This window comes from Streptomyces sp. NPDC002513, assembly GCF_053595355.1.
In genome coordinates this window covers 35236-58214 of the sequence record NZ_JBSFXK010000004.1, presented here as the reverse complement: position 1 = coordinate 58214, position 22979 = coordinate 35236, and the positions used below count along the sequence as shown (strand labels likewise).

At 71.6% G+C, this 22979-nt stretch carries 19 protein-coding genes and 3 pseudogenes; 15 read left to right on the top strand and 7 right to left on the bottom strand.

What is annotated here, in order from left to right; all coding sequences use genetic code 11:
* Positions 1-52: 52 nt before the first annotated feature.
* The 3 genes from ACWD5Q_RS04305 to ACWD5Q_RS04295 all read left to right on the top strand — a co-directional run bounded on the left by ACWD5Q_RS04305 (position 53) and on the right by ACWD5Q_RS04295 (position 3032).
* Positions 53-739, top strand: a complete 687-nt coding sequence (locus tag ACWD5Q_RS04305) for a ScbR family autoregulator-binding transcription factor (protein WP_451425477.1) — start codon at positions 53-55, stop codon at positions 737-739.
* Between the two features lie 265 nt (positions 740-1004).
* A complete protein-coding gene (locus tag ACWD5Q_RS04300; RefSeq protein ID WP_451425476.1) occupies positions 1005-2237 on the top strand; it encodes a cytochrome P450 family protein in 1233 nt (410 codons plus the stop codon).
* A 162-nt stretch (positions 2238-2399) separates the two neighbouring features.
* Positions 2400-3032: a ScbR family autoregulator-binding transcription factor gene (locus ACWD5Q_RS04295; RefSeq protein WP_451425475.1), complete on the top strand. Its 633-nt coding sequence runs from the start codon at positions 2400-2402 to the stop codon at positions 3030-3032.
* An 84-nt stretch (positions 3033-3116) separates the two neighbouring features.
* On the opposite strand, the gene ACWD5Q_RS04290 is transcribed toward ACWD5Q_RS04295, so the two are convergent.
* Positions 3117-4784, bottom strand: coding sequence for an IclR family transcriptional regulator domain-containing protein (locus tag ACWD5Q_RS04290; protein ID WP_451425474.1), 1668 nt, complete (start codon positions 4782-4784; stop codon positions 3117-3119).
* Between the two features lie 107 nt (positions 4785-4891).
* Complete coding sequence (locus ACWD5Q_RS04285) at positions 4892-6166, bottom strand: M6 family metalloprotease domain-containing protein (RefSeq protein ID WP_451425473.1); 1275 nt, start codon at positions 6164-6166, stop codon at positions 4892-4894.
* A 326-nt stretch (positions 6167-6492) separates the two neighbouring features.
* Between ACWD5Q_RS04285 and ACWD5Q_RS04280 the strand changes: the two genes are divergently transcribed.
* Positions 6493-7143, top strand: a complete 651-nt coding sequence (locus tag ACWD5Q_RS04280; protein ID WP_451425472.1) for a TetR/AcrR family transcriptional regulator — start codon at positions 6493-6495, stop codon at positions 7141-7143.
* Between the two features lie 220 nt (positions 7144-7363).
* Positions 7364-8905, top strand: coding sequence for an MFS transporter (locus ACWD5Q_RS04275; RefSeq protein WP_451425471.1), 1542 nt, complete (start codon positions 7364-7366; stop codon positions 8903-8905).
* Between the two features lie 190 nt (positions 8906-9095).
* Here the strand turns inward: ACWD5Q_RS04275 and ACWD5Q_RS04270 are convergent, their stop codons facing one another.
* A complete protein-coding gene (locus tag ACWD5Q_RS04270; RefSeq protein WP_451425470.1) occupies positions 9096-9599 on the bottom strand; it encodes a MarR family winged helix-turn-helix transcriptional regulator in 504 nt (167 codons plus the stop codon).
* 142 nt (positions 9600-9741) lie between these two features.
* Between ACWD5Q_RS04270 and ACWD5Q_RS04265 the strand changes: the two genes are divergently transcribed.
* On the top strand, positions 9742-10509 hold the full coding sequence (locus ACWD5Q_RS04265; RefSeq protein WP_451425653.1) for a dioxygenase family protein: 768 nt from the start codon (positions 9742-9744) through the stop codon (positions 10507-10509).
* 12 nt (positions 10510-10521) lie between these two features.
* On the opposite strand, the gene ACWD5Q_RS04260 is transcribed toward ACWD5Q_RS04265, so the two are convergent.
* A complete protein-coding gene (locus ACWD5Q_RS04260) occupies positions 10522-11040 on the bottom strand; it encodes an N-acetyltransferase family protein (RefSeq protein ID WP_451425469.1) in 519 nt (172 codons plus the stop codon).
* A 169-nt stretch (positions 11041-11209) separates the two neighbouring features.
* Here ACWD5Q_RS04260 and ACWD5Q_RS04255 point away from each other — a divergent pair, with 169 nt between their 5' ends.
* On the top strand, positions 11210-12208 hold the full coding sequence (locus tag ACWD5Q_RS04255) for a sigma-70 family RNA polymerase sigma factor (RefSeq protein ID WP_451425468.1): 999 nt from the start codon (positions 11210-11212) through the stop codon (positions 12206-12208).
* Positions 12209-12569: 361 nt separating this feature from the next.
* Complete coding sequence (locus tag ACWD5Q_RS04250) at positions 12570-13424, top strand: TetR/AcrR family transcriptional regulator (RefSeq protein ID WP_451425467.1); 855 nt, start codon at positions 12570-12572, stop codon at positions 13422-13424.
* A 45-nt stretch (positions 13425-13469) separates the two neighbouring features.
* On the opposite strand, the pseudogene ACWD5Q_RS04245 reads toward ACWD5Q_RS04250, so the two are convergent.
* Positions 13470-14432, bottom strand: a pseudogene (locus tag ACWD5Q_RS04245) (helix-turn-helix transcriptional regulator); the annotation flags it as partial.
* A gap of 218 nt (positions 14433-14650) precedes the next feature.
* On the opposite strand from ACWD5Q_RS04245, the gene ACWD5Q_RS04240 reads away from it, so the two are divergent.
* The 4 genes from ACWD5Q_RS04240 to ACWD5Q_RS04225 all read left to right on the top strand — a co-directional run bounded on the left by ACWD5Q_RS04240 (position 14651) and on the right by ACWD5Q_RS04225 (position 20428).
* Positions 14651-16087 carry an MFS transporter gene (locus ACWD5Q_RS04240; protein WP_451425652.1) on the top strand — a complete coding sequence of 479 codons (1437 nt, stop codon included), beginning with the start codon at positions 14651-14653 and terminating at the stop codon, positions 16085-16087.
* 243 nt (positions 16088-16330) lie between these two features.
* Complete coding sequence (locus ACWD5Q_RS04235) at positions 16331-17092, top strand: DeoR/GlpR family DNA-binding transcription regulator (protein ID WP_451425466.1); 762 nt, start codon at positions 16331-16333, stop codon at positions 17090-17092.
* Positions 17089-18042, top strand: a complete 954-nt coding sequence (pfkB, locus tag ACWD5Q_RS04230; RefSeq protein ID WP_451425465.1) for a 1-phosphofructokinase — start codon at positions 17089-17091, stop codon at positions 18040-18042. Before ACWD5Q_RS04235 ends, pfkB begins: the two co-directional genes overlap by 4 nt.
* Positions 18043-18283: 241 nt before the next feature.
* Complete coding sequence (locus ACWD5Q_RS04225) at positions 18284-20428, top strand: PTS fructose transporter subunit IIABC (RefSeq protein WP_451425464.1); 2145 nt, start codon at positions 18284-18286, stop codon at positions 20426-20428.
* A gap of 217 nt (positions 20429-20645) precedes the next feature.
* On the opposite strand, the gene tnpA is transcribed toward ACWD5Q_RS04225, so the two are convergent.
* Complete coding sequence (gene tnpA, locus ACWD5Q_RS04220; RefSeq protein WP_451425463.1) at positions 20646-21062, bottom strand: IS200/IS605 family transposase; 417 nt, start codon at positions 21060-21062, stop codon at positions 20646-20648.
* A gap of 24 nt (positions 21063-21086) precedes the next feature.
* Between tnpA and ACWD5Q_RS04215 the strand changes: the two are divergent.
* The 3 genes and pseudogenes from ACWD5Q_RS04215 to ACWD5Q_RS04205 all read left to right on the top strand — a co-directional run.
* Positions 21087-21491: pseudogene (locus tag ACWD5Q_RS04215) on the top strand (RNA-guided endonuclease InsQ/TnpB family protein); the annotation flags it as partial.
* 23 nt (positions 21492-21514) lie between these two features.
* Positions 21515-21712, top strand: a pseudogene (locus ACWD5Q_RS04210) (RNA-guided endonuclease TnpB family protein); the annotation flags it as partial.
* Positions 21713-21796: 84 nt separating this feature from the next.
* Entirely contained in the window at positions 21797-22084 is a 288-nt protein-coding gene (locus ACWD5Q_RS04205; protein WP_451425462.1) for a hypothetical protein, read from the top strand.
* Between the two features lie 80 nt (positions 22085-22164).
* On the opposite strand, the gene ACWD5Q_RS04200 is transcribed toward ACWD5Q_RS04205, so the two are convergent.
* The gene (locus ACWD5Q_RS04200; RefSeq protein WP_451425461.1) at positions 22165-22920 is read right to left on the bottom strand and encodes a DUF6227 family protein; all 756 of its coding nucleotides are present in this window, start codon (positions 22918-22920) and stop codon (positions 22165-22167) included.
* Positions 22921-22979 lie beyond the last annotated feature (59 nt).

The window sequence follows — 22979 nt, the reverse complement described above, 5'->3', positions numbered from 1 at the left end:
CAGGGACCGTCCGGTCCCTTGCCCGCGGTGCGGGCTGGTGCGGAGGGTGCGTGTGGCACGGCAGGAGCGGGCCATTCGGACGCGGCAGGCGATTCTGCTCGCCGCGGCCGAGGTGTTCGACGAGGTCGGATACGAGGCGGCGACGATCTCCGACGTACTGCAGAGGTCGGGGGTCACCAAGGGTGCCCTCTACTTCCACTTCTCCTCGAAGGAGGAGCTGGCCCAGGCCGTCCTGGCCGCGCAGGTCTCCTCCCTCCCGCGCGTGCCGCGGCAGGAGCTGAGGTTGCAGGAGTCGCTGGACGAGGCGCTGCTGCTGGCCTATCTGCTCCGCAAGGACACCGGTGACCCGATCGTCCAGGGCAGTGTGCGGCTGACCGTGGACCAGGGGTCGCCGAAGGACCACCTCAACCGGCGGGTGCCGATGCAGGCGTGGACCGAGCACACGCGGTCCCTCTTCGAGGAGGCCAAGCTGCGGGGCGAGATCCTGCCGCACGCCGATGTCGCGGCTCTCGCCCCGCTGTTCGTGGGGGCCTTCACGGGCGTCCAGGTCCTTTCGCGGATCATGACCGAGCGGGCGGACCTGGCCGAGCGGGTCGCGGATCTCTACCGGCATCTGATGCCCTCGGTCGCCGTGCCGGGAGTGCTGGTCCGTCTGGACTTCTCCCCGGACCGGGGGGCGAAGGTGTACGAGGCCGCCATGAGGCAGCGCCGGTCGGAGGCGGCGAGCGCGGCTGGGTGACGGGGCGGGGCGCGGAGGCGGCACGCGGGCCGCTGTCGCGCCGCAGGTCCCGGCGGGGGTCCGCCGGGCGAGGGGACGGGGGAATCCGACGGGGGAGGGGACGGGGGAAGGGGGCGGGGGAGCCGGGCGGACGCATCCGCCCGGCTCCCCTACGGGGAGGGTGGGTGTGTCTCCTCTGTGCAGGTGCGTGAGTTCCACCGTGGTGCGCCGGGTGGTGTACCGCGTCGTATGCCGAACGGGCTGACTGACCGAACGGAGTGCACGGATGGAGATGAACGGATGCCCGTACGCCCTCGATGTGACGGGGCGTGATCTGGCGGGCGAGACCGCCATGGTGCGGGCGCAGGGGTCGGCCGCCGAGGTGGAACTGCCCGGCGGGGTGCGCGCCTGGGCCGTCGTGCGGCAGAAGTACGTCAAACAACTCCTCATGGATCCCCGGGTGTCGAAGGACGCCCGGCGGCACTGGCCCGACTTCGTCGAGGGCCGCGTCAGTGAGGACTGGCCGCTCTACCCGTGGGTGGCGAACGAGAACATGCTCTTCGCCTACGGGGAGCGGCACGGGCGCCTGCGCCGGCTGGTCGCCGCGGCCTTCACCGCGCGCCGCACCCAGGCTCTGCGGCCCCGTGTCGAGGAGATCACCGAGGCGCTGCTCGACGAACTGGCCGCGCTGCCGGCGGGTGAACCGGTCGATCTGCGGGCCCGGTTCGCCAATCCGCTGCCCATGCGGGTGATCTGCGAGCTGTTCGGTGTCGCGGAGGAGGACCGTGAACCCCTGTGCGCGGACCTGGACCTGGTGTTCGGTACGGCCGTGCCCGGCGACGAGATGGCCGCGGCGCAGGTACGGGTGTTCGGGATGCTGGCCGTACTGGTCGCCGCGAAGCGGGCCGCGCCCGGTGACGATCTGACGACCGCCCTGATCGAGGTCAGCGACGGCGCCGACGGCCGGCTGACCGAGCAGGAACTCCTCGGCACCCTCTATCTGATGATCGCCGCCGGCCAGGAGACCACCTGCACCTTCATCATCAACACGATCGGCGCGCTGCTGGCCCATCCGGAACAGCGCGCGCATGTGCGGGAGGGCCGTGCCGACTGGGCGGACGCGGTCGGTGAGACGCTGCGCACGCACAGCCCCGCCGCGTACTCGCCGATGCGCTTCGCCGTCGAGGACATCGACCTGGACGGCGTACGGATCGAGAAGGGCGACCCGATCCTGGTCTCCTTCGCCGGTGCGGTCTCGGATCCGGAGGCGTACGGGAACGACGTCGGTGTCTTCGACGTGCTGAGGGCCGGCCGGCGGGACGACCTGGGCTTCGGGTACGGCGTGCACCGCTGTGTGGGCGCGCCGTTGGCCCGGCTCGAGGCGACCACCGCGCTGTCGGCGCTCTTCACCCGCTTCCCCGATCTGGAGTCTGTAATTCCGCTGGGGGAGGTCGAGCCGGTGCGATCCTTCATCGTGAACGGATACGGATCACTTCCGGTCGTACTGCGGCCGAACTGATGCGTTTTCTCCGCCGGTTCGGGCAGGATCCTGCCCTTTCGGGCGACGGGATTCCGCCCTTCCGAGTGCGGCACGGAGGTGCTCCCGAGGTGGTTGCTCGTGCAATTGAAAACCGCATAAGCGGTTTGTTATGCTCCTGATCCAGTCCCCACGGAGCGTGTGATGGCCAAGCAGGAACGTGCGGTGCGAACGCGCAACGCCTTGATCCAGTCCGCCGCCGAACTCTTCACGCAGGACGGCTTCGAGTCGGTCGCGCTCTCGGCGATCAGCTCCCGGGCGGGGGTCAGCAACGGCGCGCTGCACTTCCACTTCCCCAGCAAGGCCGCACTCGCGTCGGCGGTGCGGGACGCGGCGGCCCGGCGGTTTCGGCGGATCACCTCCGCCGAGCGGCCGCCGCCGCAGCTCGGCGGTTCCCTTCAGGCGCTCGTCGACACGAGCCACGCGCTGCTGCAGGGCCTGCGCCACGACGTCGTCCTGCGCGCCGGGTTCGACCTCGACGACAAGGCGCGGGATGACCGCCCGGGCGGAAGCCTGTACGGGCGGTGGCACGCGTGGGTGGAGGACGCCGTCGTACGAGCCGCGCACGAGGGGCTGCTCTCCGACGTGCCGCCGCGCGATCTGGTGGCCACGGTGGTCGGGGCGACGGTCGGCTTCGCCGCGCTCGGGGAGTGCGATGTGCGCTGGCTGTCCCACACCACCCTCACCCGCTTCTGGTCGCTGCTCCTGCCCCGCATAGCCTCGGCGCGGGGGCTGCGGGCAGTGGTGGCGGCGGGGCGGCGGGCGGAGGCGAGCTGACCCTCCGGACCGGTTGGTGTCGCCGGGTGCCCGGAGCGCGGGCGGGCGGTGCCGTACCGGTACGTCGTCGGGTGCCGTGCGCCCTCACATGCTCGGCACCTGCCGGAACCGCCCCGCCCTGTGCAGGTCCGCCTCGATCCGTGTCGCCGTCGCGCGCAGCTCCGGCAGGATCTCGCTCACGCACTCCTCCCGCGTACGGCGGCTGCTGTGCAGGGCGACGTTCACCGCCGCCACCACCCGGCCCCCGCGCTCCCGCACCGGCACCGCGATCGACCGCAGCCCCTCCTCCAACTCCCCGTCCACCAGCGCGAATCCTTCGCGCCGGACACGGCCGAGCACGGCCCGCAGCTCGTCCGGATCCGTGACCGTCCGCGACGTCAGCGCGACCGGCCGCGGCAGCGCGGGCTCGGACAGGTCCGCCAGCATCACCCGGCCCAGCGAGGTCGCGTACGCCGGCAGGCGGCTGCCGAGGGCGATGTGGACGCTCATGATGCGGTTCGGCGCCACCCGCGCGGTGTACTGGATGTCGTCGCCCGTCAGGACCGCCAACGAGGCGGACTCGTGCAGGAGATGGGAGAGGGCGGTCAGATGCGGGGCGGCGATGTCCGCCAGCGCCGCCCGGGACAACGCAGGGAAGCCGAGGCCCAGAACGCGCGGGGTGAGCCGGAAGGTACGGCCGTGCGCGGTGACGTACCCGAGGTGCTCCAGCGTGATCAGCGCCCGCCGTGCCGTCGCCCGCGCCAGCCCCGTCGCCTCCGCCACCTCGGTCAGCGTCAGTGCGGAGCGCCCCTCGCCGAACGACGTGATCACGGTCAGCCCGCGGGCCAGCGACTCCACGAACCCCCGCCCCAGTTCCTGCTTGGACGCCCCGGTCCAGGCCGCGAGCCCGGACGGGGTGGTGCGCACGGCGGGCGGCGCCTCGCGCAGCGTCCGCTCCATCGCCGCCACCGCCGTGCGCAGCCGCGGCAGCAGCGTGCGGCGCAGGCCGTCCGCCGAGTGCCGGCTGGTGTGGCTCACCACGCTGACCGCACAGGCGATCCGGCCGCCGGGTTCCCGTACGGGCATCGCGAGCGCCACCAGCCCCGGCTCGATCAACTGGTCGTCCAGCGCCCACCCGTGCTCCCGCGCCCAGCCGGTGCGCTGCTCGAAGTCGTCCCCCAGGGCGCCGGTCGCGTCCCCGTCGAGCGGGCGGCTGCGCGCCGGCACCGCCGGAAAGCCGCGGTCCTCGGGGTCGGCGGCCCGCCGGTCATGCCATCGCTTCCAGTCCGTCTCGTCCCACTCGGTGGCGAACAGCGGTCCCGGGGCGGTGCGTTCGGCGGGCAGCAGGTCGCCGATGCGGAAGCTCAGCGACATCGCGCGGCGCCGGGTCGCCTGGTGGACGAAGCGGATGCCGTCCAGGTCGGCGACCGCGAGCGACACCGACTCGTCCAACTCGTCGGCGAGCGCGTCCGCGTGGGGGTTCAGGAGTTCCGGCAGCCGCAGTGCCGCCAGATAGGCGTTGCCCAGCTCGGTCAGCCCCGGCGCGAGCACGGCGTCCCGGCCGTCGAGCCGTACGTAGCCCATGCGCGCGAGGGTCGCCGTGATCCGGTCGACCGTGGACCGGGCGAGGCCGGTGGCCCGTTCCAGGCCGCTGAGGCTGCAGCAGCCGTCGGCGTCGTTCAGCCGCCGCAGCACGGTGAGCCCCCGCATGAGGGGCATGACCGCTTCGTCGGGTACCGCGGTGTCCGCGCCCGGCGTGACGTTCGGGAACATGAGGTCACGGTAATGCCGGGCCGCCCGTATCGGCCGTGCCGGTCACCTGGCAGGGCGGCCCGGGACGCCTTTCCTTCGGTGGGAGGGGGCATCGGCGGGGGCCGGGTTCACCGGCGGGTCACCTGCACCCGGTAGGCGCCCGACCGGTCCTTCCCCACCACGGTGATGACGACGCCCGCCCTCTTGTCCCTGAAGGACTGCCCGGGGACGAACGTCGCGTCGGACAGCTCGGCCTGCACGTTGGGGCTGCGGGTGCAGCCGCCGCTGCCGGGCCTGGAGTCGTAGACCGTGATGGGCCCGCTGCCGGTGTCGACGTCCGCATCGACGTGGTAGACGAGGATGCCGGGCCGGCACACCGCCGCGTCGTTGCCCTCGCGGGTGCGCAGCTCCAGGGCGTATCCGGCCCGGGAGCTGAGCGGTACGAAGACCAGCTTGCGGCCGCCGGTCCGGGCCAGCGGGGTCAGCGTGTACGCGGTCGTGCCGCGCCCCGTGACGCAGGCGACCTGGGAGTCGTCGAGCCAGCCGAGCTTCCACTTGTGCCAGCCGAGCAGGTCGTTGTCGGCGCCCCAGTCCTCGCTCATGATGTCCCAGTGCCCGACGGCGGTGCCGCCCTCCTGGGTGTAGAGGTCGGGCAGGCCGAAGGTATGGCTGTTCTCGTGGGGCAGCACCCGGTAGCCGGTCGTCGAGTAGGAGCCCGAGCCGTCGTCCTGGCGGCTGTAGATGAAGGACGCGTTGGCGACGGGGACGCCGTCGGCGAGGGGGGCGTCGGTGTTGCCCGCGAAGGTCACGGACAGGACGGTGTCTAGGGCGGAGGGCCCGGCGTTCGGGGTGGCCAGCACGTTCAGCAGGTCGTAGCGGCGGAAGTCCACCTTCGCGCCGGCGGCGGCGACGATGTCCTGGACGAGCCGGCGGTAGCCGGGGTCGAAGGGGGCGCCGCGCTCTATCCCGTAGGCCTTGAACGGCTTGGGCATCCGCAGCCAGTGGCGTATGGGGGTCTCGGGGCGGTAGTCGAGGCGGCCGTAGGAGCTGGCGGTGAACCACTGCCGGGTCTGCGGGAAGAACTCCGCGAACCGGTCGAGCGCGCTGCCCTGGCCGGGCGCGTCGGAGAAGTCGATCATCAGGGTCAGGGCGTGGACGGTGCCGGTGGAGTGGGCGTAGCCGGAGAGGGTCGGGATGCCTTCGGGCATCTGGATGTTCGGGTGGCCGTGGATCATGCAGGGACGCAGCGCCTCGGAACGGGCCGGGGCGACGGGCCCCGCCGTCGTGGGGTCTACGGTGAGCTGTCCGGTGCCGGCGGAGGTGGAGACCGCCAGGGTCAGAGCGGTGACCGAGGCGAGGGAGGCGGTGCGGCGAGGGCGTACCCGGCGTCGGGACGGCTGCATGCGGTGGCCCTCCGCTCCCACGGCAGCCGCCGGTCTCCGGCTGCACCCTTGCGATCACCCTGTGGCGCGTGATCCGGGGGCGCGCGCTGGAGGAGACCGAACGAGGGGTTCTCGGGCGCGGCCGGGGTGAAGCCAGGCGAGGGGAGGAGTGAACCGTGTCCTGGTGGGGTGGATGCCTTCACGTCCGGGCCGAGGATGTGACGCAGCTCACGGGAAGGCGGGTCGCGGGGGGAATAACCGGGGACCCAATCCCCGTTTAGACCGGTGTCCAAGCGAACTGGGGAGCGAATCCCCGGATCGCATTCCACTCGCCCGAGGAGTAGGCCGTGCCGACAGCGACCGCGACCCCCGTGCGGCGCCGAGCGTCCAGGCCGCGCGCCGACGCCCTGCGCAACCGGGAGCGGATCGTCAACGCCGCCCGGGAGATGTTCGTCGAGTTCGGCCCCGGCGTGCCGTTCGACGAGATCGCCCGCCGGGCCGGTGTCGGCAATGCCACGGTGTACCGCAACTTCCCCGATCGCGACGCACTCGCCCGCGAGGTCGTCTGCTCGGTCCTCGACCGCACGTCCGAGGAGGCCGAGCGGGCGCTCGCCGAGTGTGCCGACGCCTTCGAGGCGCTGGAGCGCTTCGCGCACGCCGCAGCCGACGAACGGCTCAGCGCGCTGTGTCCGATGGTCTCCAGCACGTTCGACGAGAGCCACCCCGACCTGGAAGCCGCACGTGAACGGATCGAGCGGCTCATCGAGGAGATCATGGAGCGGGCCAAGGCCGCCGGACAGCTCCGTTCCGACGTGGGCGTCGGTGATCTGACGATCGCCGTGGCCCAGCTCAGCAGACCGCCGGCCGGTACGGCGTGTCTCAGTGCCGACCGCTTCGTGCACCGTCATCTCCAGCTGTTCCTGGACGGACTGCGGGCCCCGGCCTGCTCCGCGCTGCCGGGCGCGGCTGTGACCATGGAGGATCTGCGCCGACCCTGAGCGACCTGTAGCGAGCACCAGCGACCTGTACACCGATGAGTTCCGCGAACCTCACCCGTCTGTAACGGCGGAGTCCGCACCATCCCGGCCGTCACCGTCGACGCGCCGTGCCTTTCGACGCCCTTCTCCGCCTCCTAGTTCCGACTGGTTATCGCTAGCTCCGCCTGGTTTCCGGCCGGCTCCGATCTTTCCGTCACGCAGTCCCGAAGTGGGTACCTCCATGTCAGCAACAACCCGAAGCGCCCCCGGCGCTTCCGCTCCCGACAACCACCGCTGGCGGGCGCTTGTCTTCATCGCGCTCGCCCAGCTGATGGTCGTCCTCGATGCCACCATCGTGAACATCGCGCTGCCGTCCGCCCAGCACGACCTCGGCATATCCGACGGCAACCGCCAGTGGGTCGTCACCGCGTACGCCCTCGCCTTCGGCGGTCTGCTGCTCTTCGGCGGCCGTGTCGCCGACCTGTGGGGCCGCAAGCGGGCGTTCGTCATCGGCCTGACCGGCTTCGCCCTGGCCTCCGCGCTCGGCGGCACCGCGCAGTCCGGCGCGATGATGTTCGGTGCCCGCGCCCTCCAGGGTGTCTTCGGAGCCCTGCTCGCCCCCGCCGCGCTGTCCCTGCTCGCGGTGATGTTCACGGACGCCAAGGAGCGCGCCAAGGCGTTCGGCATCTACGGCGCGATCGCCGGTGGCGGCGGCGCCGTCGGTCTGATCCTCGGCGGTTTCCTCACCGAGTACCTGGACTGGCGCTGGACGTTCTTCGTCAACATCCCGTTCGCCATCGTCGCGGCGGCCGGCGCCTACTTCGTCATCCGGGAGCCGGAGGGCGGCCGCAACCGTTCACCGCTCGACATCCCGGGCGTCATCCTCTCCACCCTCGGCCTGATCTCCCTCGTCTACGGCTTCACGCGCGCCGAGTCCGACGGCTGGAGCGACTCCGTGACGGTCGGTCTGTTCGTCGCGGCGGCGGTCCTGCTGGCGGCCTTCGTGGTCACCGAGTCCCGGGTCAAGGCCCCGCTGCTGCCGCTGCGCGTGGTCACCAACCGCAACCGGGGCGGTGTCTACCTCTCCCTCGGCCTCGCGGTCATCGCGATGTTCGGCACGACCCTCTTCCTGACCTACTACCTCCAGGTCGTGGAGGGCTACTCGCCGGTCAAGACCGGCTTCGCCTTCCTGCCGATGGTGGCCGGCATGATCACCGGTTCGACCCAGATCGGCGCCCGGCTGATGACCCGCGTCCCCGCGCGGCTGCTGATGGGCCCCGGCTTCCTGGTGGCGGCCTCCGGCATGCTGCTGCTCGCGCAGCTGGAGATCGGTTCCTCGTACGCGGCCCTGGTGCTGCCGGCCCTGCTGCTGCTCGGCCTCGGCATGGGTTCGGCGTTCATGCCGGCCATGTCCCTGGCCACGTACGGAGTGCAGCCGCGGGACGCCGGTGTCGCCTCCGCGATGGTCAACACCTCCCAGCAGGTGGGCGGCGCGATCGGTACGGCCCTGCTGAACACGATCGCGGCCTCGGCGACCACGTCCTACATCAAGGACCACATCGCGGCGGCGACCTCCAAGCCTCAGCAGCAGCTGGTCCAGCTCCAGGGCATGGTGCACGGCTACTCGAACGCGATCTGGGTCGCCGCCGGCATGCTCGCGCTCGCCGCGGTGATCGCCCTGACCTTCGTCAACGCCGGACGCCCGGGTGCCCCGCAGGCCTCCGGCACGGGCAAGGGCGAGGGCGCCGAGGACGAGGTGCAGGTGCCGGTGGTCGCCCACTGACCACGCAACCGGTCGGGGGCGTCGTCCATGAGGCGCCCTTCGCGCGGGACTTCGCGTACGGAACTCGGCGTGACGGGTGAGGGGCGGGGGCCCCTCACCCGTACGCCTCCCGGGTCCGCCCCGGCTCCGCCACCCCGGCGGGGCCGGGGCGGCGGTGTGTGCTCGGGCGGCTGCGCAGGTGCGTCCGGGCTCAGCGGAGCCAGGGCAGGTCCGCCCCCGCCTCCTTGGGCTGCAGTCCCTCCGCGATGACCGCCATGATCTCGCCGAGGGACTTCTGCTGCTCGGGGGTGAGCCGGTCGAACAGGGCCTGGCGCACGGCCGCCACATGCCCGGGCGCGGTGCGGGTCAGCACCTCGTAGCCCGCGTCCGTCAGGACCGCGACCTGTCCTCGCTTGTCGGAGGGACACTCCTCGCGGCGCACCCAGCCGCTCTTCTCCAGGCGGGCGATGGCGTGCGAGAGCCGGGACCGGGTGATCTTCGCCCCGATCGCCAGCTCGGTCATGCGCAGTCGTCTGCGCGGCGCCTCCGCGAGCTGGACGAGCAGCCCGTAGTACACGTGCGGCATGCCCGCGTCGCGCTGCAACTGGCGGTCCAGGTGGTCCTCGAGAAGGGTGGCGGCGTGCTGGTACGCACGCCACGTGCGCTGCTCTTCGTCGGTGAGCCAGCGGGTGTCCTCAGCGGGTGCCGTCTTCATGGGTCCACTCTACGAGGCTCCTTCTTGAAATTTAAACAAGTAGGCTGCTACGCTGTGATGAGCTTGAGGTTTCAAGTAAACCTGTCCGGAGGGAGCCGCCGCCATGTCCGCCGTCACCGAGGAGCGCATCACGCCCGAGCGCATGCCCGCCCTCTATCTCAGTCACGGTGCGCCCCCGCTGGCCGACGACCCGGTCTGGCCCGGCCAGCTGGCCGCCTGGTCCGCCGGACTGCCCCGGCCCAAGGCGATCCTCATGGTCTCCGCTCACTGGGAGGAGGCCCCGCTCGCCCTCGGCGCGGTGGAGACGGCCCCGCTGATCTACGACTTCTGGGGCTTTCCCGAGCACTACTACCGGGTGACCTACGCCGCCCCGGGCGCCCCGCAGCTCGCCGACTCCGTGCGCAAGCTGCTGCGCGCCCCCGGCATCCCGGTCCAGGACTTCCCGGACCGCGGCCTGGACCACGGCGCGTATGTGCCGCTGGTCGAGATGTTCCCCGAGGCCGACATCCCGGTCCTGCAGATCTCCCTGCCGACGCTCGACCCGGAGAAGCTCGTCGAGATCGGCCGCAAGCTGGCCCCGCTGCGCGACGAGGGCGTCCTGATCGTCGGCTCCGGCTTCTTCACCCACAATCTCGCCGCCCTGCGCCACCCGGGCGGGGGAGTGCCCGGCTGGTCGGCGGAGTTCGACGACTGGGGCCACCGCGCGCTGGAGGGCGGCGACATCGACGCGCTGATCGACTTCACCCGCAAGTCGCCGGCGGGCCGGCTCGCCCATCCCCGCACGGAACACTTCGCCCCGCTCTTCGTGACGCTGGGCGCGGCGGACGCCACGGGGGAGCTGGACACGCAGAGGTCGGTGATCGACGGGTTCTGGATGGGGCTGGCGAAGAGGTCGGTGCAGTTCGGCTGACCGGCCGCGCCGTCACAGCTCCTTCTCGTACCAGGCAACGTCCCAGTACCGGCCGAACTTGCGGCCCACCTGCCGGTAGGTGCCCACATGCCGGAAAGCGAAGCGTTCGTGCAGGCGCACGGACGCTTCGTTGGGTTGTGCGATGCCCGCGTACGCGCGGTGGAGGTCCTCGTCGGCGAGCGCCCCGAAGAGGGCCTCGTACAGACGCGTGCCCACACCGCGGCCCGTGGCGTGGGGGGCGAGGTAGACCGTGACCTCCACCGAGGTCGCATAGGCGGGCTTCGCGCGCAAGCCGCTGGAGGTGGCGTACCCCAGGATCTCCTGTGAATCCCGGTCCGCGGCAACCATCAGCCGGTGCGGTCCGTCTTCCAGGTGGGAGAGCAGCCAAGGACGTCGCTCTTCCGGCGTGAGGATCGCGGTGTCGAAGGTGAGGGGTGTCTCGCGTACGTAGTGGTTGTAGAGGTCCGTGAGAGCCCCGAGGTCGTCCTCGATGCCCGGCCTGACCTGCACCTCTGTGCGTTCCGACGACATCCTGCCTCCTTGAGGGCGACAGGGTACTGCATGATCAGAAAAAACGAGGGACAGGTTGGGAATTCTGTCCGGATTGCAGTCGTTGTCTCCTTCGGATGCCGGGAACCCGGAAGGGTGTCCCCCAGCGCCCACAGGACCACCGCCCGCCCACCATCGCAAGGGAGCACGCATGGCAACCCGTGCCGTCGCCCGTCGCCGAGCCGCCGAAGGCGAGACCGTCGACGCGGCAAACAGTGTTCGCGCCCATGGCGGCGAGATCGCCGATCGCGACCTGGTCGGCATGTACCTCGACGAGATCGCGCGTACACCTCTGCTCGACGCCGCCAAGGAGGTCGAGCTGTCCCAGGCCATCGAGGCCGGTGTGTTCGCGCGGCAGATCCTCGACGGTGAGGAGGAGGCCAAGGCGGATGCCACCCGTGAGGAGTTGGAGGCCCTCGTCGCTGAGAGCGAGCGGGCCAAGGACATCTTCATACGGTCCAATCTGCGGCTCGTCGTGGCGGTCGCGCGACGCTACCCGCGCAGTGGCCTGCCGCTGCTCGACCTGATCCAGGAGGGCAACGCCGGCCTGGTGCGCGCGGTCGAGAAGTTCGACTACCGCAAGGGCTTCAAGTTCTCGACGTACGCGACCTGGTGGATCCGCCAGGCCATCACGCGGTCGATCGCCGACCAGTCCCGGACCATCCGGCTGCCCGTGCACCTGGTCGAGGAGCTGGGCCGGATCCGCCGGGTGCAGCGCGAGTTCAACCGCGAGCACGGCCGGGACCCCGAGCCCGCCGAGATCGCGACCGAGCTGGACTCGAAGGCGGAGCGCGTCAGCGACGTCCTCGACTGGGCCCGCGACCCGGTGTCGCTGAACATGGCGGTGGACGACGAGGGCGAGACCCAGTTCGGTGACCTGCTCGAGGACACCTCCGCGGTGTCGCCGGAGCAGTCGGTCCTCACGCTGCTGCGCAGCGAGGAGCTGGACGACCTCATCGGCCGGCTCGATCAGCGCACGGCGTCGATCATCAAGATGCGGTACGGCATCGAGGACGGCCGGGAGCGCACCCTGACGGAGGTCGGCAAGGAGCACGGCCTGACGCGTGAGCGCATCCGCCAGATCGAGAAGCACGCGCTGCTGGAGCTGAAGAAGCTGGCCCGGGACACCGGGTTCGACGCGGCGGCGTAACGGCAGCCACGGCGCCGGGGCGCACACCGGCCCCGGCGCGCCGGGTTGTGCGACCGCGCAGGGTGGTGCGACTCGGCGCTGTCGTGTCGCTTCAACCCGCCGGGTCCGGGGCACAAGACCTGCGGGCCCTCTTCCGTACGGGCCGGACCTCCGCGGTCCGTCCCCCCAAGCCGAGTCCCGACGCACTCCCCCCGGCGGCGGGACTCTTCCGGAGCCGGGTTCCGGCGCCACTCCCCCCCGGCGCCGGAACCCGGCTCTTCCCTGTGCCCGGAACAAGTCCCGGGCCGACCGGGCCGCCCCGGACCTGAACCCCGGGGCGGCCCGGATGGCAGATTGTGTCACAGCGGCATAACCTGCCGTCGTGACCGGTACCCACCGTACGAGCGGGTCCTCGTCCCGCCGTACGACGCGACAACCCGGGGGCTCGACCGCGGACGGGCGTGCCCCTCTGCCTGACGAGCGCGATCCGCGCGGCGGGCATGACGAGCGCGGAGGGCGCGATCCGCGCGATGGGCTTGACGAGCGCGATCCGCGCGACGGGCGCGGGAGGCGCGCCAAGCGAGATAAGCGCGACAAACACGACAAGGGTGAGTCGCTGATCGAGCGGCGCAAGGCGGCGACTCGTATGGAGATCGCCCGGGCCGCCGCAGGCCTGTTCATCGCGAACGGCCTGCGCGCCACCCGCGCCGAGGACATCGCCCGCGCCGCCGGAGTCGCCCCGCGCACCTTCTACCGCTACTTCGCGACCAAGGAGGAGGCGCTCGCGCCGCTGCTCTCCGAGGGCGCCCGCCAATGGACACAGGCGGTCCGTGAGGCCCCCGCCGGGCTGACCGTCGCCGAGGCCCTGCGCCACGCGGCGATCCACACCCTGACCCCGGGCGCCGGCGTCTCCACGACCTCCCTGGAGTGGGTCCGCACCCTGCTGTGCCTCATCGACACCAACTCCGCGCTCACCAAGGTCTGGGCCGAGATCTGCCGGGCCGCGGAGCGGGGGCTGGCGGAGGCGCTGGCGAAGCGGACGCAAGGGGGTGACGAGACGTCAGCAGCCGTCACGCCCGCCCTCCGTTTCGCGGCCGCCATCGCCGGCGCCGCCGTCCGTGTGGCCCTGGAGACCTGGGCCGCGGGTGACCGGCCGGCCGGCGGTCCCGACGGGCCGGCCGCGCTCGCCGTACGCAATCTCGAGGCTCTCGGGGAGTTCGCGTGGGGGAGCGGCTGAGGGATCGGGCCGACCCGGCTCGGGTCGGCCCTTTCGCGGCGGCCCGGCGTCCGCCGCCCGGCTCAGTCGTGCCCCCAAGTCCCGGGCGCAGGCGACCAGTTCCGGTGGCCGGTGGACGGTGAAGGCACAGTCCACCAGGGCCAGGCGGACCGCCAGCCACTCCACCGAGTCGCTCGCCGCGCCCCGCAGCCGGCACCTGTGGTCGTCGAGGGGCTCGGGCGCGTCGAACCACCGGGGCAGGCGCGCCGCCACGACGTCCGCGGGTGCGGCGAAGGTCGCCTCGAACTCGTAGGTCTCCTGCCGCCGGTACATCGACCGCCGCAGATACTCCGCCGCGCTCTTCGCCGGCAGCTCGCGCGGGGTGAACCGCTCGCCCGTCGCGAAGGGGGCGCTGACCCGGTCGACCCGGAACGTGCGCCAGTCGACGCGTTCGAGATCGTAGGCGACGAGGTACCAGAGACGTCCCGTCGACACCAGCCGGTACGGCTCGGCCAGGCGCCGTGACTCCGTGCCGTCCTTGGCGCGGTATGCGAAACGCAGCCGCTCCCGGCCCGCGATCGTCGAGGCCATCACGGTCAGTGTTTCCGGCGCGATGCTCGCCCCGTCGCCGCTGGTCAGCGCGGTGGTGGCGGCCTGGAGTGTGGTGACGCGGTGACGTAGCCGGCCCGGCAGCACCTGTTCGAGTTTGGCCAGGGCCCGCACGGACGCCTCCTCCACTCCCTCGACCGCGTGCCCGGCACCCGCGCGCAGTCCCACCGCGATCGCCACGGCCTCCTCGTCGTCGAGCACGAGCGGCGGCATGGCCTTCCCGGCGACCAGCCGGTACCCGCCGTCGGCTCCCCTGCTGGCCTGGACCGGGTAACCCAGCTCGCGCAGCCGGTCGATGTCACGCCGGACGGTGCGCCGGGACACCCCGAGCCGTTCGGCGAGCTCGCCGCCGGGCCACTCGCGGGGAGTCTGCAGCAGGGACAGCAGCTGGAGGAGCCGGGCCGGAGTGTCGATCGTCATACGTTCGAGGATGCATGAGAATGAGGACATCATCTGACCTATTGCGGCTTTACCGTCTGAGCATGACCTCCAGCGACAGCACGCCCAGCACCGACGCGGCCGACGGGCTCCCGGCCGACAAGCATCCTGCCGACGGGAATCCGGCCCCTGCGCGCCCGGCCGACGGTGACCCGGCCGGCGCGAGCGACCGGCGTCGCTGGTTCGCGCTCGCGATCGTGATGGCCGCGGCCTTCATGGACCTGGTCGACGTCACGATCGTCAACATCGCGATCCCCTCCATCCAGCGTGACGAGGGCGCCTCCTTCAGTCAGATCCAGTGGATCACCGCGGGGTACGCGCTCGCCTTCGCCGCCGGGCTCATCACCGGTGGCCGGCTCGGCGACATCCACGGCCGCAAACGCCTCTTCCTGATCGGCATCGGCGGCTTCACGCTCGCGTCCGCGCTGTGCGGCTTCGCCGCCAACCCGGAGATGCTCGTCGCCTCGCGGATTCTGCAGGGCGCGATGGCCGCGATGATGGTCCCGCAGGTGCTGTCGATCGTGCACGCCACCTTCCCGGCGCACGAGCGGGGCAAGGTCTTCGGTCTCTTCGGCGCCATCGTCGGGCTGGGAGCCGTCTCGGGGCCGCTGCTCGGCGCGCTGCTCACCGAGTGGAACCTGTTCGGGCTGCAGTGGCGCCCCATCTTCCTGATCAACCTGCCGGTCGGCATCGTGGCGTATCTGCTCGGCCGGCGCTTCATCACGGAGTCGAAGGCCCCCCGGGCCCTGCGCCTCGATCTCGTCGGGGTGGCCCTGGTCACGCTCGGTCTGCTGATGCTGCTCTACCCGCTCACGCGCGGCCGGGAGCTGGGCTGGCCGCTGTGGGGGTACGCGTCGATGGCGGGCGCGCTGGTCGTCTTCGGGGCGCTGGTGGCGTACGAGCGGCGCAAGGCCGCCCGGGACGGCTCCCCGCTCATCGAACTGTCGCTGTTCCGGGTGAAGAGCTTCGCCGCGGGCATCGCGGTGCAGACGGTGTTCGGAATCGGCCTCGGCGTCTTCTTCCTGGTCTGGACGCTGTACATGCAGGTGGGGCTCGGGTGGAGCGCCCTGCGGGCCGGTCTGACCGGTGTGCCGTTCTCCATCGCGGTCTCGGTGGCGGCCGGGATATCGGTGCAGAAGCTGGTCCCGCGCTTCGGCCGCAAGGTGCTGCAGACGGGCGCGCTGGTGATGGCGGCGGGTGTGCTCGTCTACATCGCCGAGGCCCATCGGTACGGCCAGTCCATCGCCTCCTGGCAGATGGCGCTGCCGCTGGTGGTCATGGGCCTGGGCATGGGCCTGATCGTCGCGCCGCTGACGGACGCGGTCCTCTCCGAGGTGCCGCGGGAGCACTCCGGTTCGGCGTCGGGGCTGATCAACACGGTGCAGCAGATGGGCAACGCGCTCGGCCTCGGACTGGTGTCGGTGGTCTTCTTCGGTGAGATCGACGACCGGCTCGCCCCCGCCGCGGTGGGTCCGGCCTTCGTGCGCGCCTTCCAGCACGCGCTGGGCTGGGTCGCGGCGGTGCTGGTGGTGATCTTCCTGCTGATGTTCGCGCTGCCGAAGCGGCCGGCGCAGCACGTGGAGGGCGCGGAGGACGCGGACACGGGGTCCGTTGAGGAGCGGGTGCTCGTCTCCTGAGCGTGTGCGGGGCTCGTCCCTGGGCGTGTGCGGGGCTCGTCCCTGAATGCGCGCGGGGCCCACGGCGCCCGGCGGGTCGCGTTCTGCGCGCGCCCGCCGGGCGCCGTCGTGCTGGGGTCCGTCCAGACCGCACACGCCCGGGTGTGTCCGTTCCCATGCCCGAACCTGTTTACTTTTCGAAAACGCGCCCGTAGCCTCCGCAGTGAAACCACATGTTCGGGCATCAGTCGGAGGCGAACGGAAATGTACGCACCGGAGCGGCAGCAGGAGATCCTCCGGCTCGCCCGTGACGGCGGCCGGGTGGACGTGATGTCACTGGCCGAGGAGTTCCAGGTCACGGCCGAGACGATCCGCCGCGACCTGAAGGCCCTGGACCGCGCCGGACTGCTGCGCCGGGTGCACGGCGGTGCCATCCCCGCCGGGCGCCTGGACTTCGAACCTGACCTCGCGGAGCGGGAGTCCACGGCGGCCGACGAGAAGGACCGGATCGCTCAGGCGGCCGTCGCCGAACTGCCGCGCGAGGGCACGATGATCCTGGACGCCGGCTCGACCGTCGCCCGGCTGGCGGGGGACATTCCCCTGGACGCCTCCCTCACCGTCGTCACCCACAGCCTTCCCACCGCGGCCCGCCTCGCGGACCACCCCGGCATCCAGCTCCATCTGGTCGGGGGGCGCGTACGGCACCGTACGCGCGCCGCCGTGGACGCCTGGGCCCTGCGCGCGTACGGCGAGATCCGCGCCGATGTGGTGTTCATCGCCGCCAACGGCTTCTCCGCCGCTCACGGACTGACCACGCCCGACCTCGCCGAGGCCGCCGTCAAGCGCGCCGCTATCCGCGCCGCACGCCGGGTGGTGCTGCTCGCCGACTCCTCCAAGCACGGCCAGGAGCACTTCGCCCGCTTCGGCGACCTCGGTGACGTGGACCTGCTGATCACCGACAGCGGGCTGAGCCCCGAGGACGCCACCGCGATCGAACGCGGCGGCACGGAAGTGGTGCGCGCATGATTCTCACCGTCACCCCGAACCCCTCCCTCGACCGTGCCTACGAGGTCCCGTCCCTCGATCGCGGCGAGGTCATCCGGGCCACCGGTGAACGCATGGATCCGGGCGGCAAGGGGGTGAACGTCTCGCGCGCGGTCGCGGCCGCCGGACAGCGCACGGTCGCCGTGCTGCCGCTGGGCGGGGCGCCGGGCGCGCTCGTCGCCGAACTGCTCCACGACCAGGGCATCACCGTGGCGCCGGTGCCGATCGCCGGAGCCACCCGGTCCAACATCTCGGTGGCCGAGCCCGACGGCACCCTCACCAAGATCAACGCTCCCGGACCCGAGCTGTCCCCCGCCGAGGCCGAACTGCTCCTGGAGACGGTCCGCGAGCAGTACCGCGCGGCCGACACCGCCTGGATCACCTGCTGCGGCAGCCTGCCGCGCGGACTCGCCCCGTCCTGGTACGCCGAACTGGTCGCCCGCGCCCATGCCGCCGGTGCCAGGATCGCGCTCGACACCTCGGGGCCCGCGCTCCTCAAGGCGCTGAGTGAGCGCCCGGACGTGGTGAAGCCGAACGCCGAGGAACTCGCGGCGGCCGTCGGGCGGCCCCTCGCCACCGTCGGCGACGCGGCCAAGGCGGCCGAGGAGCTGCGCGGAATGGGCGCGGGTGCCGTACTCGCGAGCCTCGGCGCGGACGGGCAACTGCTCGTGTCCGACGCGGGCGTGTGGTTCGGCAGCGCCCGCGTGGACGCCGTACGCAGCAACGTCGGCGCCGGTGACGCCTCCCTCGCCGGCTTCCTGATCGCAGGCGGCACCGGACCCGAGGCCCTGGCCTCGGCCGTCGCCCACGGAGCCGCGGCGGTCCGGCTGCCCGGCAGTGTGATGCCGACCCCGGCCGATCTGGACCCCTCCGCCGTGACCGTCACCTCGGAGGTGCCCCTGGACCGCGCTCTGACGGAGCCGGTGCCATGAGCGCGCGCCGCGCGTCCCCGCGCCCGGGGCGGCACCCGGACGTCCCCGCCGAAGCCGGGGCGAGGCGGGGTTTCCCCGGCCCTGCCTCCCCCCTCCTTTCCGTACGACTCCTTTCCGTACGACCCGCCTCTCTCCCCTCTCTCCCTTCTCTCCCCTTCCTTTCCGTACCACCCCCCTGCACCCCCGTTCCCACCCCCGCCCGTCACATCCCCCGGGCGATACGCGTGCGAAGGAGCCCGCGATGAGCGAGATGATCACCGCGGACCTGGTCGATCTCGACCTGTCCGCCGACACCAAGGAAGCGGCGGCCCGTGCCCTCGCCGAGCGGATGGTGGCCCAGGGCCGGGTGACCGACCTGGAGGGCTTCCTCGCGGATGTCGCGGCCCGTGAGGCGCAGATGCCGACCGGCCTCGACGGCGGCATCGGCATCCCGCACAGCCGCAGCGAGCACGTCACCGAGCCGACGCTCGCCTTCGGCCGCAGCGCACGGGGCGTCGACTTCGGCGCCCCGGACGGCCCGGCCGACCTGATCTTCCTGATCGCGGCTCCGGCGGGCGCGGACGACGCGCACCTGACGATCCTGTCGTCCCTCGCCCGCCGGCTCATGAACGCCGAGTTCACCTCCGCGTTGCGGTCCGTGGACGACGCGGCGGTCGCCGCCGCGCTCATCCGCGGCGACGAGGCCCCGGCCCCGACCGAGGGCTCCGAAGCCACCGCGGACTCTGCGGGTTCGGAGGGCTCCGAGGATTCCGCGGAGGCCGCGGCGGCCGGTTCGGGGGCTTCCGCCGATGCCGGCGCCGCGGGCAGCGCGGCCCCGGTGCCGGGAGCGCGCGCCGCGGACGCGGTCGCTCCGGCGGCGGGTGCCGCCGGTGCTCCGGCCGGGCGCCCGTTCCGTATCGTCGCCGTCACCTCCTGCCCCACCGGCATCGCGCACACCTATATGGCCGCCGAGTCGCTGGAGAACGCGGGCCGCGAGGCGGGTATCGAGGTCGTCGTCGAGACACAGGGCTCGGCCGGCTTCACCCGGCTCGACCCGGCCGTCATCGAGGCGGCGGACGGCGTGATCTTCGCCCATGACGTGCCCGTACGGGAGAAGGACCGCTTCGCCGGCAAGCCGACCGTCGACGTCGGTGTGAAGGCGGGCATCAACCGGCCGGCCGAGTTGATCGCCACGGTGCGGGACAAGTCCGCGCGCGGCGAGGTCACCGCGGCGGCCGGTGGCCCGGCGACGCCGGTCGAGCGGACCGGTGACGCGGGGGAGGGCTACGGCACCAGGCTACGTAAGTGGCTTATGTCTGGTGTGAGTTATATGGTCCCGTTCGTCGCCGCGGGCGGTCTGCTCATCGCCCTCGGTTTCGCGATCGGCGGCTACAAGATCAACAAGGCGCCGTCGGTCATGGACCACTTCGTGTGGACCCAGACGGACAGCTGGGCCGCGCTGCTCTTCCAGATCGGCGTGGTGTCCTTCGGCTTCCTCGTCCCGGTCCTGGCCGGCTACATCGCCTACGGCATGGCGGATCGCCCCGGGCTCGTGCCCGGCTTCGTCGGCGGCTCGATCGCCCTCACCATCAACGCGGGCTTCCTCGGCGGTCTGGTCGCCGGTCTCCTCGCCGGTGGCGTGGTCATGGCCATCCAGAAGATCGACATCCCGGCGGCGCTGCGCGGCATCATGCCAGTGGTGGTGATCCCGCTGATCTCCTCGGCGGTTGTCGGATTCCTGATGTTCGTCGTCGTCGGAAAGCCCATCGCGTCCGCGCAGAAGGGCCTGACCGACTGGCTGAACGGCCTCACCGGCACCAACGCCGTCCTGCTCGGCGCGCTGCTCGGCCTGATGATGTGCTTTGATCTCGGCGGCCCGGTCAACAAAGTCGCCTACACCTTCGCCACCGCCGGTATCGCGGTCTCCAACCCGAGCGACTCGGCGATGAAGATCATGGCCGCGGTGATGGCCGCCGGTATGGTCCCGCCGCTGGCGATGGCCCTGGCGACCACGGTCCGCGGCAGGCTCTTCACGCACACCGAGCGCGAGAACGGCAAGGCCGCCTGGGTGCTGGGCGCCTCCTTCATCTCCGAGGGCGCGATCCCGTTCGCGGCGGCCGACCCGCTGCGCGTCATCCCCTCGTCGATGGTCGGCGGCGCGCTCACCGGTGCCCTGTCGATGGCCTTCGGTGCCACCCTGCGCGCTCCCCACGGCGGCATCTTCGTGGTCCCGCTGATCGGCAACCCGTTCCTCTACCTGCTCGCCATCGCCGTCGGCGTGTGTGTGACCACGGCTCTGGTGGTGGTCCTGAAAGGCCTGCGCAAGCAGAACCCCGAGGGCGCGGCAGGCGAGTCGGGCGGCGCCGTAGCGGCCCCGTCCAAGTCCCAGCAGCCGGTTGCCGCCTGACCGGACACGGCAGCACAACACGCGTCGGCCGCACCCCCGGTGAGGAGGGTGCGGCCGACACACGCGCGCGGCAGGGTCCGTTCGACGAGGGGTGGCCCTGATACGCCGCTTCTGAACCCCTTCGCCACTGCTTCGTCTTACCGGTGATCTTGCGTGAAAGCCCCGGCGTTCACGCCGGGGATGAAACGCATCTCAAGACTGCTCTGACCAGCAGGCTTTAGAGCGGATGCCTTTGCTGTTCGATGTACTGGCGGACGATCGCCAGTGGGGCTCCGCCGCATGAGGCCGAGAAGTACGAGGGTGACCACAGGTGCCCGTGCGTGATGGCGTGGTTGGTCCGGCCGGTGAACTCCTGCCGTATCCGGCGGGCGGAGACGCCCTTGAGGCTGTTGACCAGCTTCGAGACGGCGACCTTGGGCGGGTAGTGCACCAGGAGGTGGACGTGATCGTGCTCGCCGTTGAACTCTTTCAGCTCCGCTTCGAAGTCCTCGCAGACCTTGCGCATGATCTCTTCGCAACGCGTCAGCATCTCGTCGCTGAACACCCCGCGCCGATACTTTGTCACGAAGACCAAGTGCACATGCATCGCCGAAACGACGTGTCTGCCACGCCTGTATTCGTTCTGACCCTCCATGAGACCAATAGTAGAATCTTGGCCGTGCAGCTCCGCTACAACTACCGGGCCTACCCGGACGCTCCGCAGCGCCGTGCGCTGGCGCGTGCGTTCGGGTGCGCCCGCGTGGTGTGGAACGACTGCCTGCGCGACCGGAAGGAAGCACACGCGGCCGGACCGCCGTACGTGAAGTCGGCCGAGTTGTCCCGGCTTCGTATCACCCAGGCCAAGCGCACCGAGGAACGCGCCTGGCTCGCCGACGTGTCTGCGGTCGTCCTGCAACAGTCCCTGCGGGACCTGGACACCGCCTACAAGAACTTCTTCGACTCGGTCATGGGCAAGCGGCAGGGCCGGAAGGTCGGCCCGCCCCGCTACAGGTCGAAGAAGGACACCCGGCAGTCGATCCGCCTCAACGCCAACGCTTTCTCCCTCCGGGGGAACGGCACGGTGAGTGGACGTGCAGCGCATGCGGCACCGTGCATGACCGCGACCACAACGCAGCCCGCAACGTCCTCTTCGAAGGACGTCGTATCGTCGCCGCCGGACGGGCGGAGACACTAAACGCCTCGTGGAGCGCCGGTAAGACCAGGGCGAAAGTCCCGGCACAGCGCGGTGAAGCAGGAAGCCCCCGGAAGGGTCAGACGACTCAGGCCGGAATCCCTGGACTTTAGGCCAGGGAGCACGTCAATGGTCTCACCTGCGAGATGCGTCACGATCCGGGCAAAAGGCCCGGATCGTGGTGTCTACTGGGATTCATGCCTACGCATGTGTCGACCTTCCAGCTGTTGGGTGTGCCCGCCCTCGCCCTGGCGACCGCCATCTGGATCGTCTGTGTGGGCCGTGCACTGCGCCGTCGCCGCTTCGAGGAGGCGGCCAGGCAGTACGTCCGCTCCGAGGGCGCCGCCCGGCTGCGGCGCGAGACGCTCCGGGAGCTGCCCCACCAGCCGCGGTCGGGCCCGGACCTGGAGAACGTCGAACTCACACCGGCCGAACGGGACGCCTTCGCCGGTCTGATGCGGCAGTTCCGCGAGGGACGCTCCTAGCGACTGCGGAAGTTGCGGAGGGTGCTGTCGGCGCCGGGGGCGCGTCCCGGGGGGGATGTTCCCCGGGAGTGTTCCTGGCGTCAGGGGGAGCCGAGCGTCGCCGCCCGGCGTTCCATCGCCTCCCGCGCCTCCTCCTCCGTCGCGTACACCTCGCACATGTGCCGTCCGTCCGGTGTCGCCGTGTGTTCGACCTCCCACAGGGACAGCTCCCGGCCGTCGTGCAGCAGGAACGCGTGCTCGTAGAGGGAGAAGCTCAGCCCCGCCCGGGCGGCCCGGCCCGGCCGTCCGAAGGACTGCGTGATCTCGTGCGCGGACGCCGAGCGCAGCAGTAACGACTCCAGGTCCGCGTCCGGGCGGTCCGGGTTCTCGGCCCGGCGCAGCAGCCGGCGGGCATGGTCCGCCGAAGCGTCGGGCCGGTACGCGTGACGGGGCTCGGGGACGGGGGACGGCCGCACCGGCACGGGCAGCTCGAAGTCGGGGGCGTCCGGTGTCAGCGGAAGCCGGGATGTGGCGGTGCGCAGTTCCTCCTCGTCCACGTACACCTCGTGTTCCAGGTGGCCGCCGGGTCCCGTGTTGTGGACCAGCTCCCAGAGGGTGACCGCAGAGCCGTCCGCCAGCAGCCAGGTGTGCCGGTACGTCTCCCGGTGCAGGCCCGCGCTGTGGTGCGCCGAGTGGAGCGAACTGGCGTCGGCCAGCGCGCAGTCGAGTATCCCTATCGTCTCGTCGGGCAGCTCGAAGGAGTTCAGGGCACGGCCCAGCAGCCGCGCGAGGTGCTCCTCCGGAGACTCGGGCGACTCGGCTGGCTCGTACGCCGCCGTCTCGTACGGAACGCTCAAGGCTTCTCCCGGCGCTGCTGCATGTCACCTTGTGGGTGCATACCGTAGCCCCTCGGTCG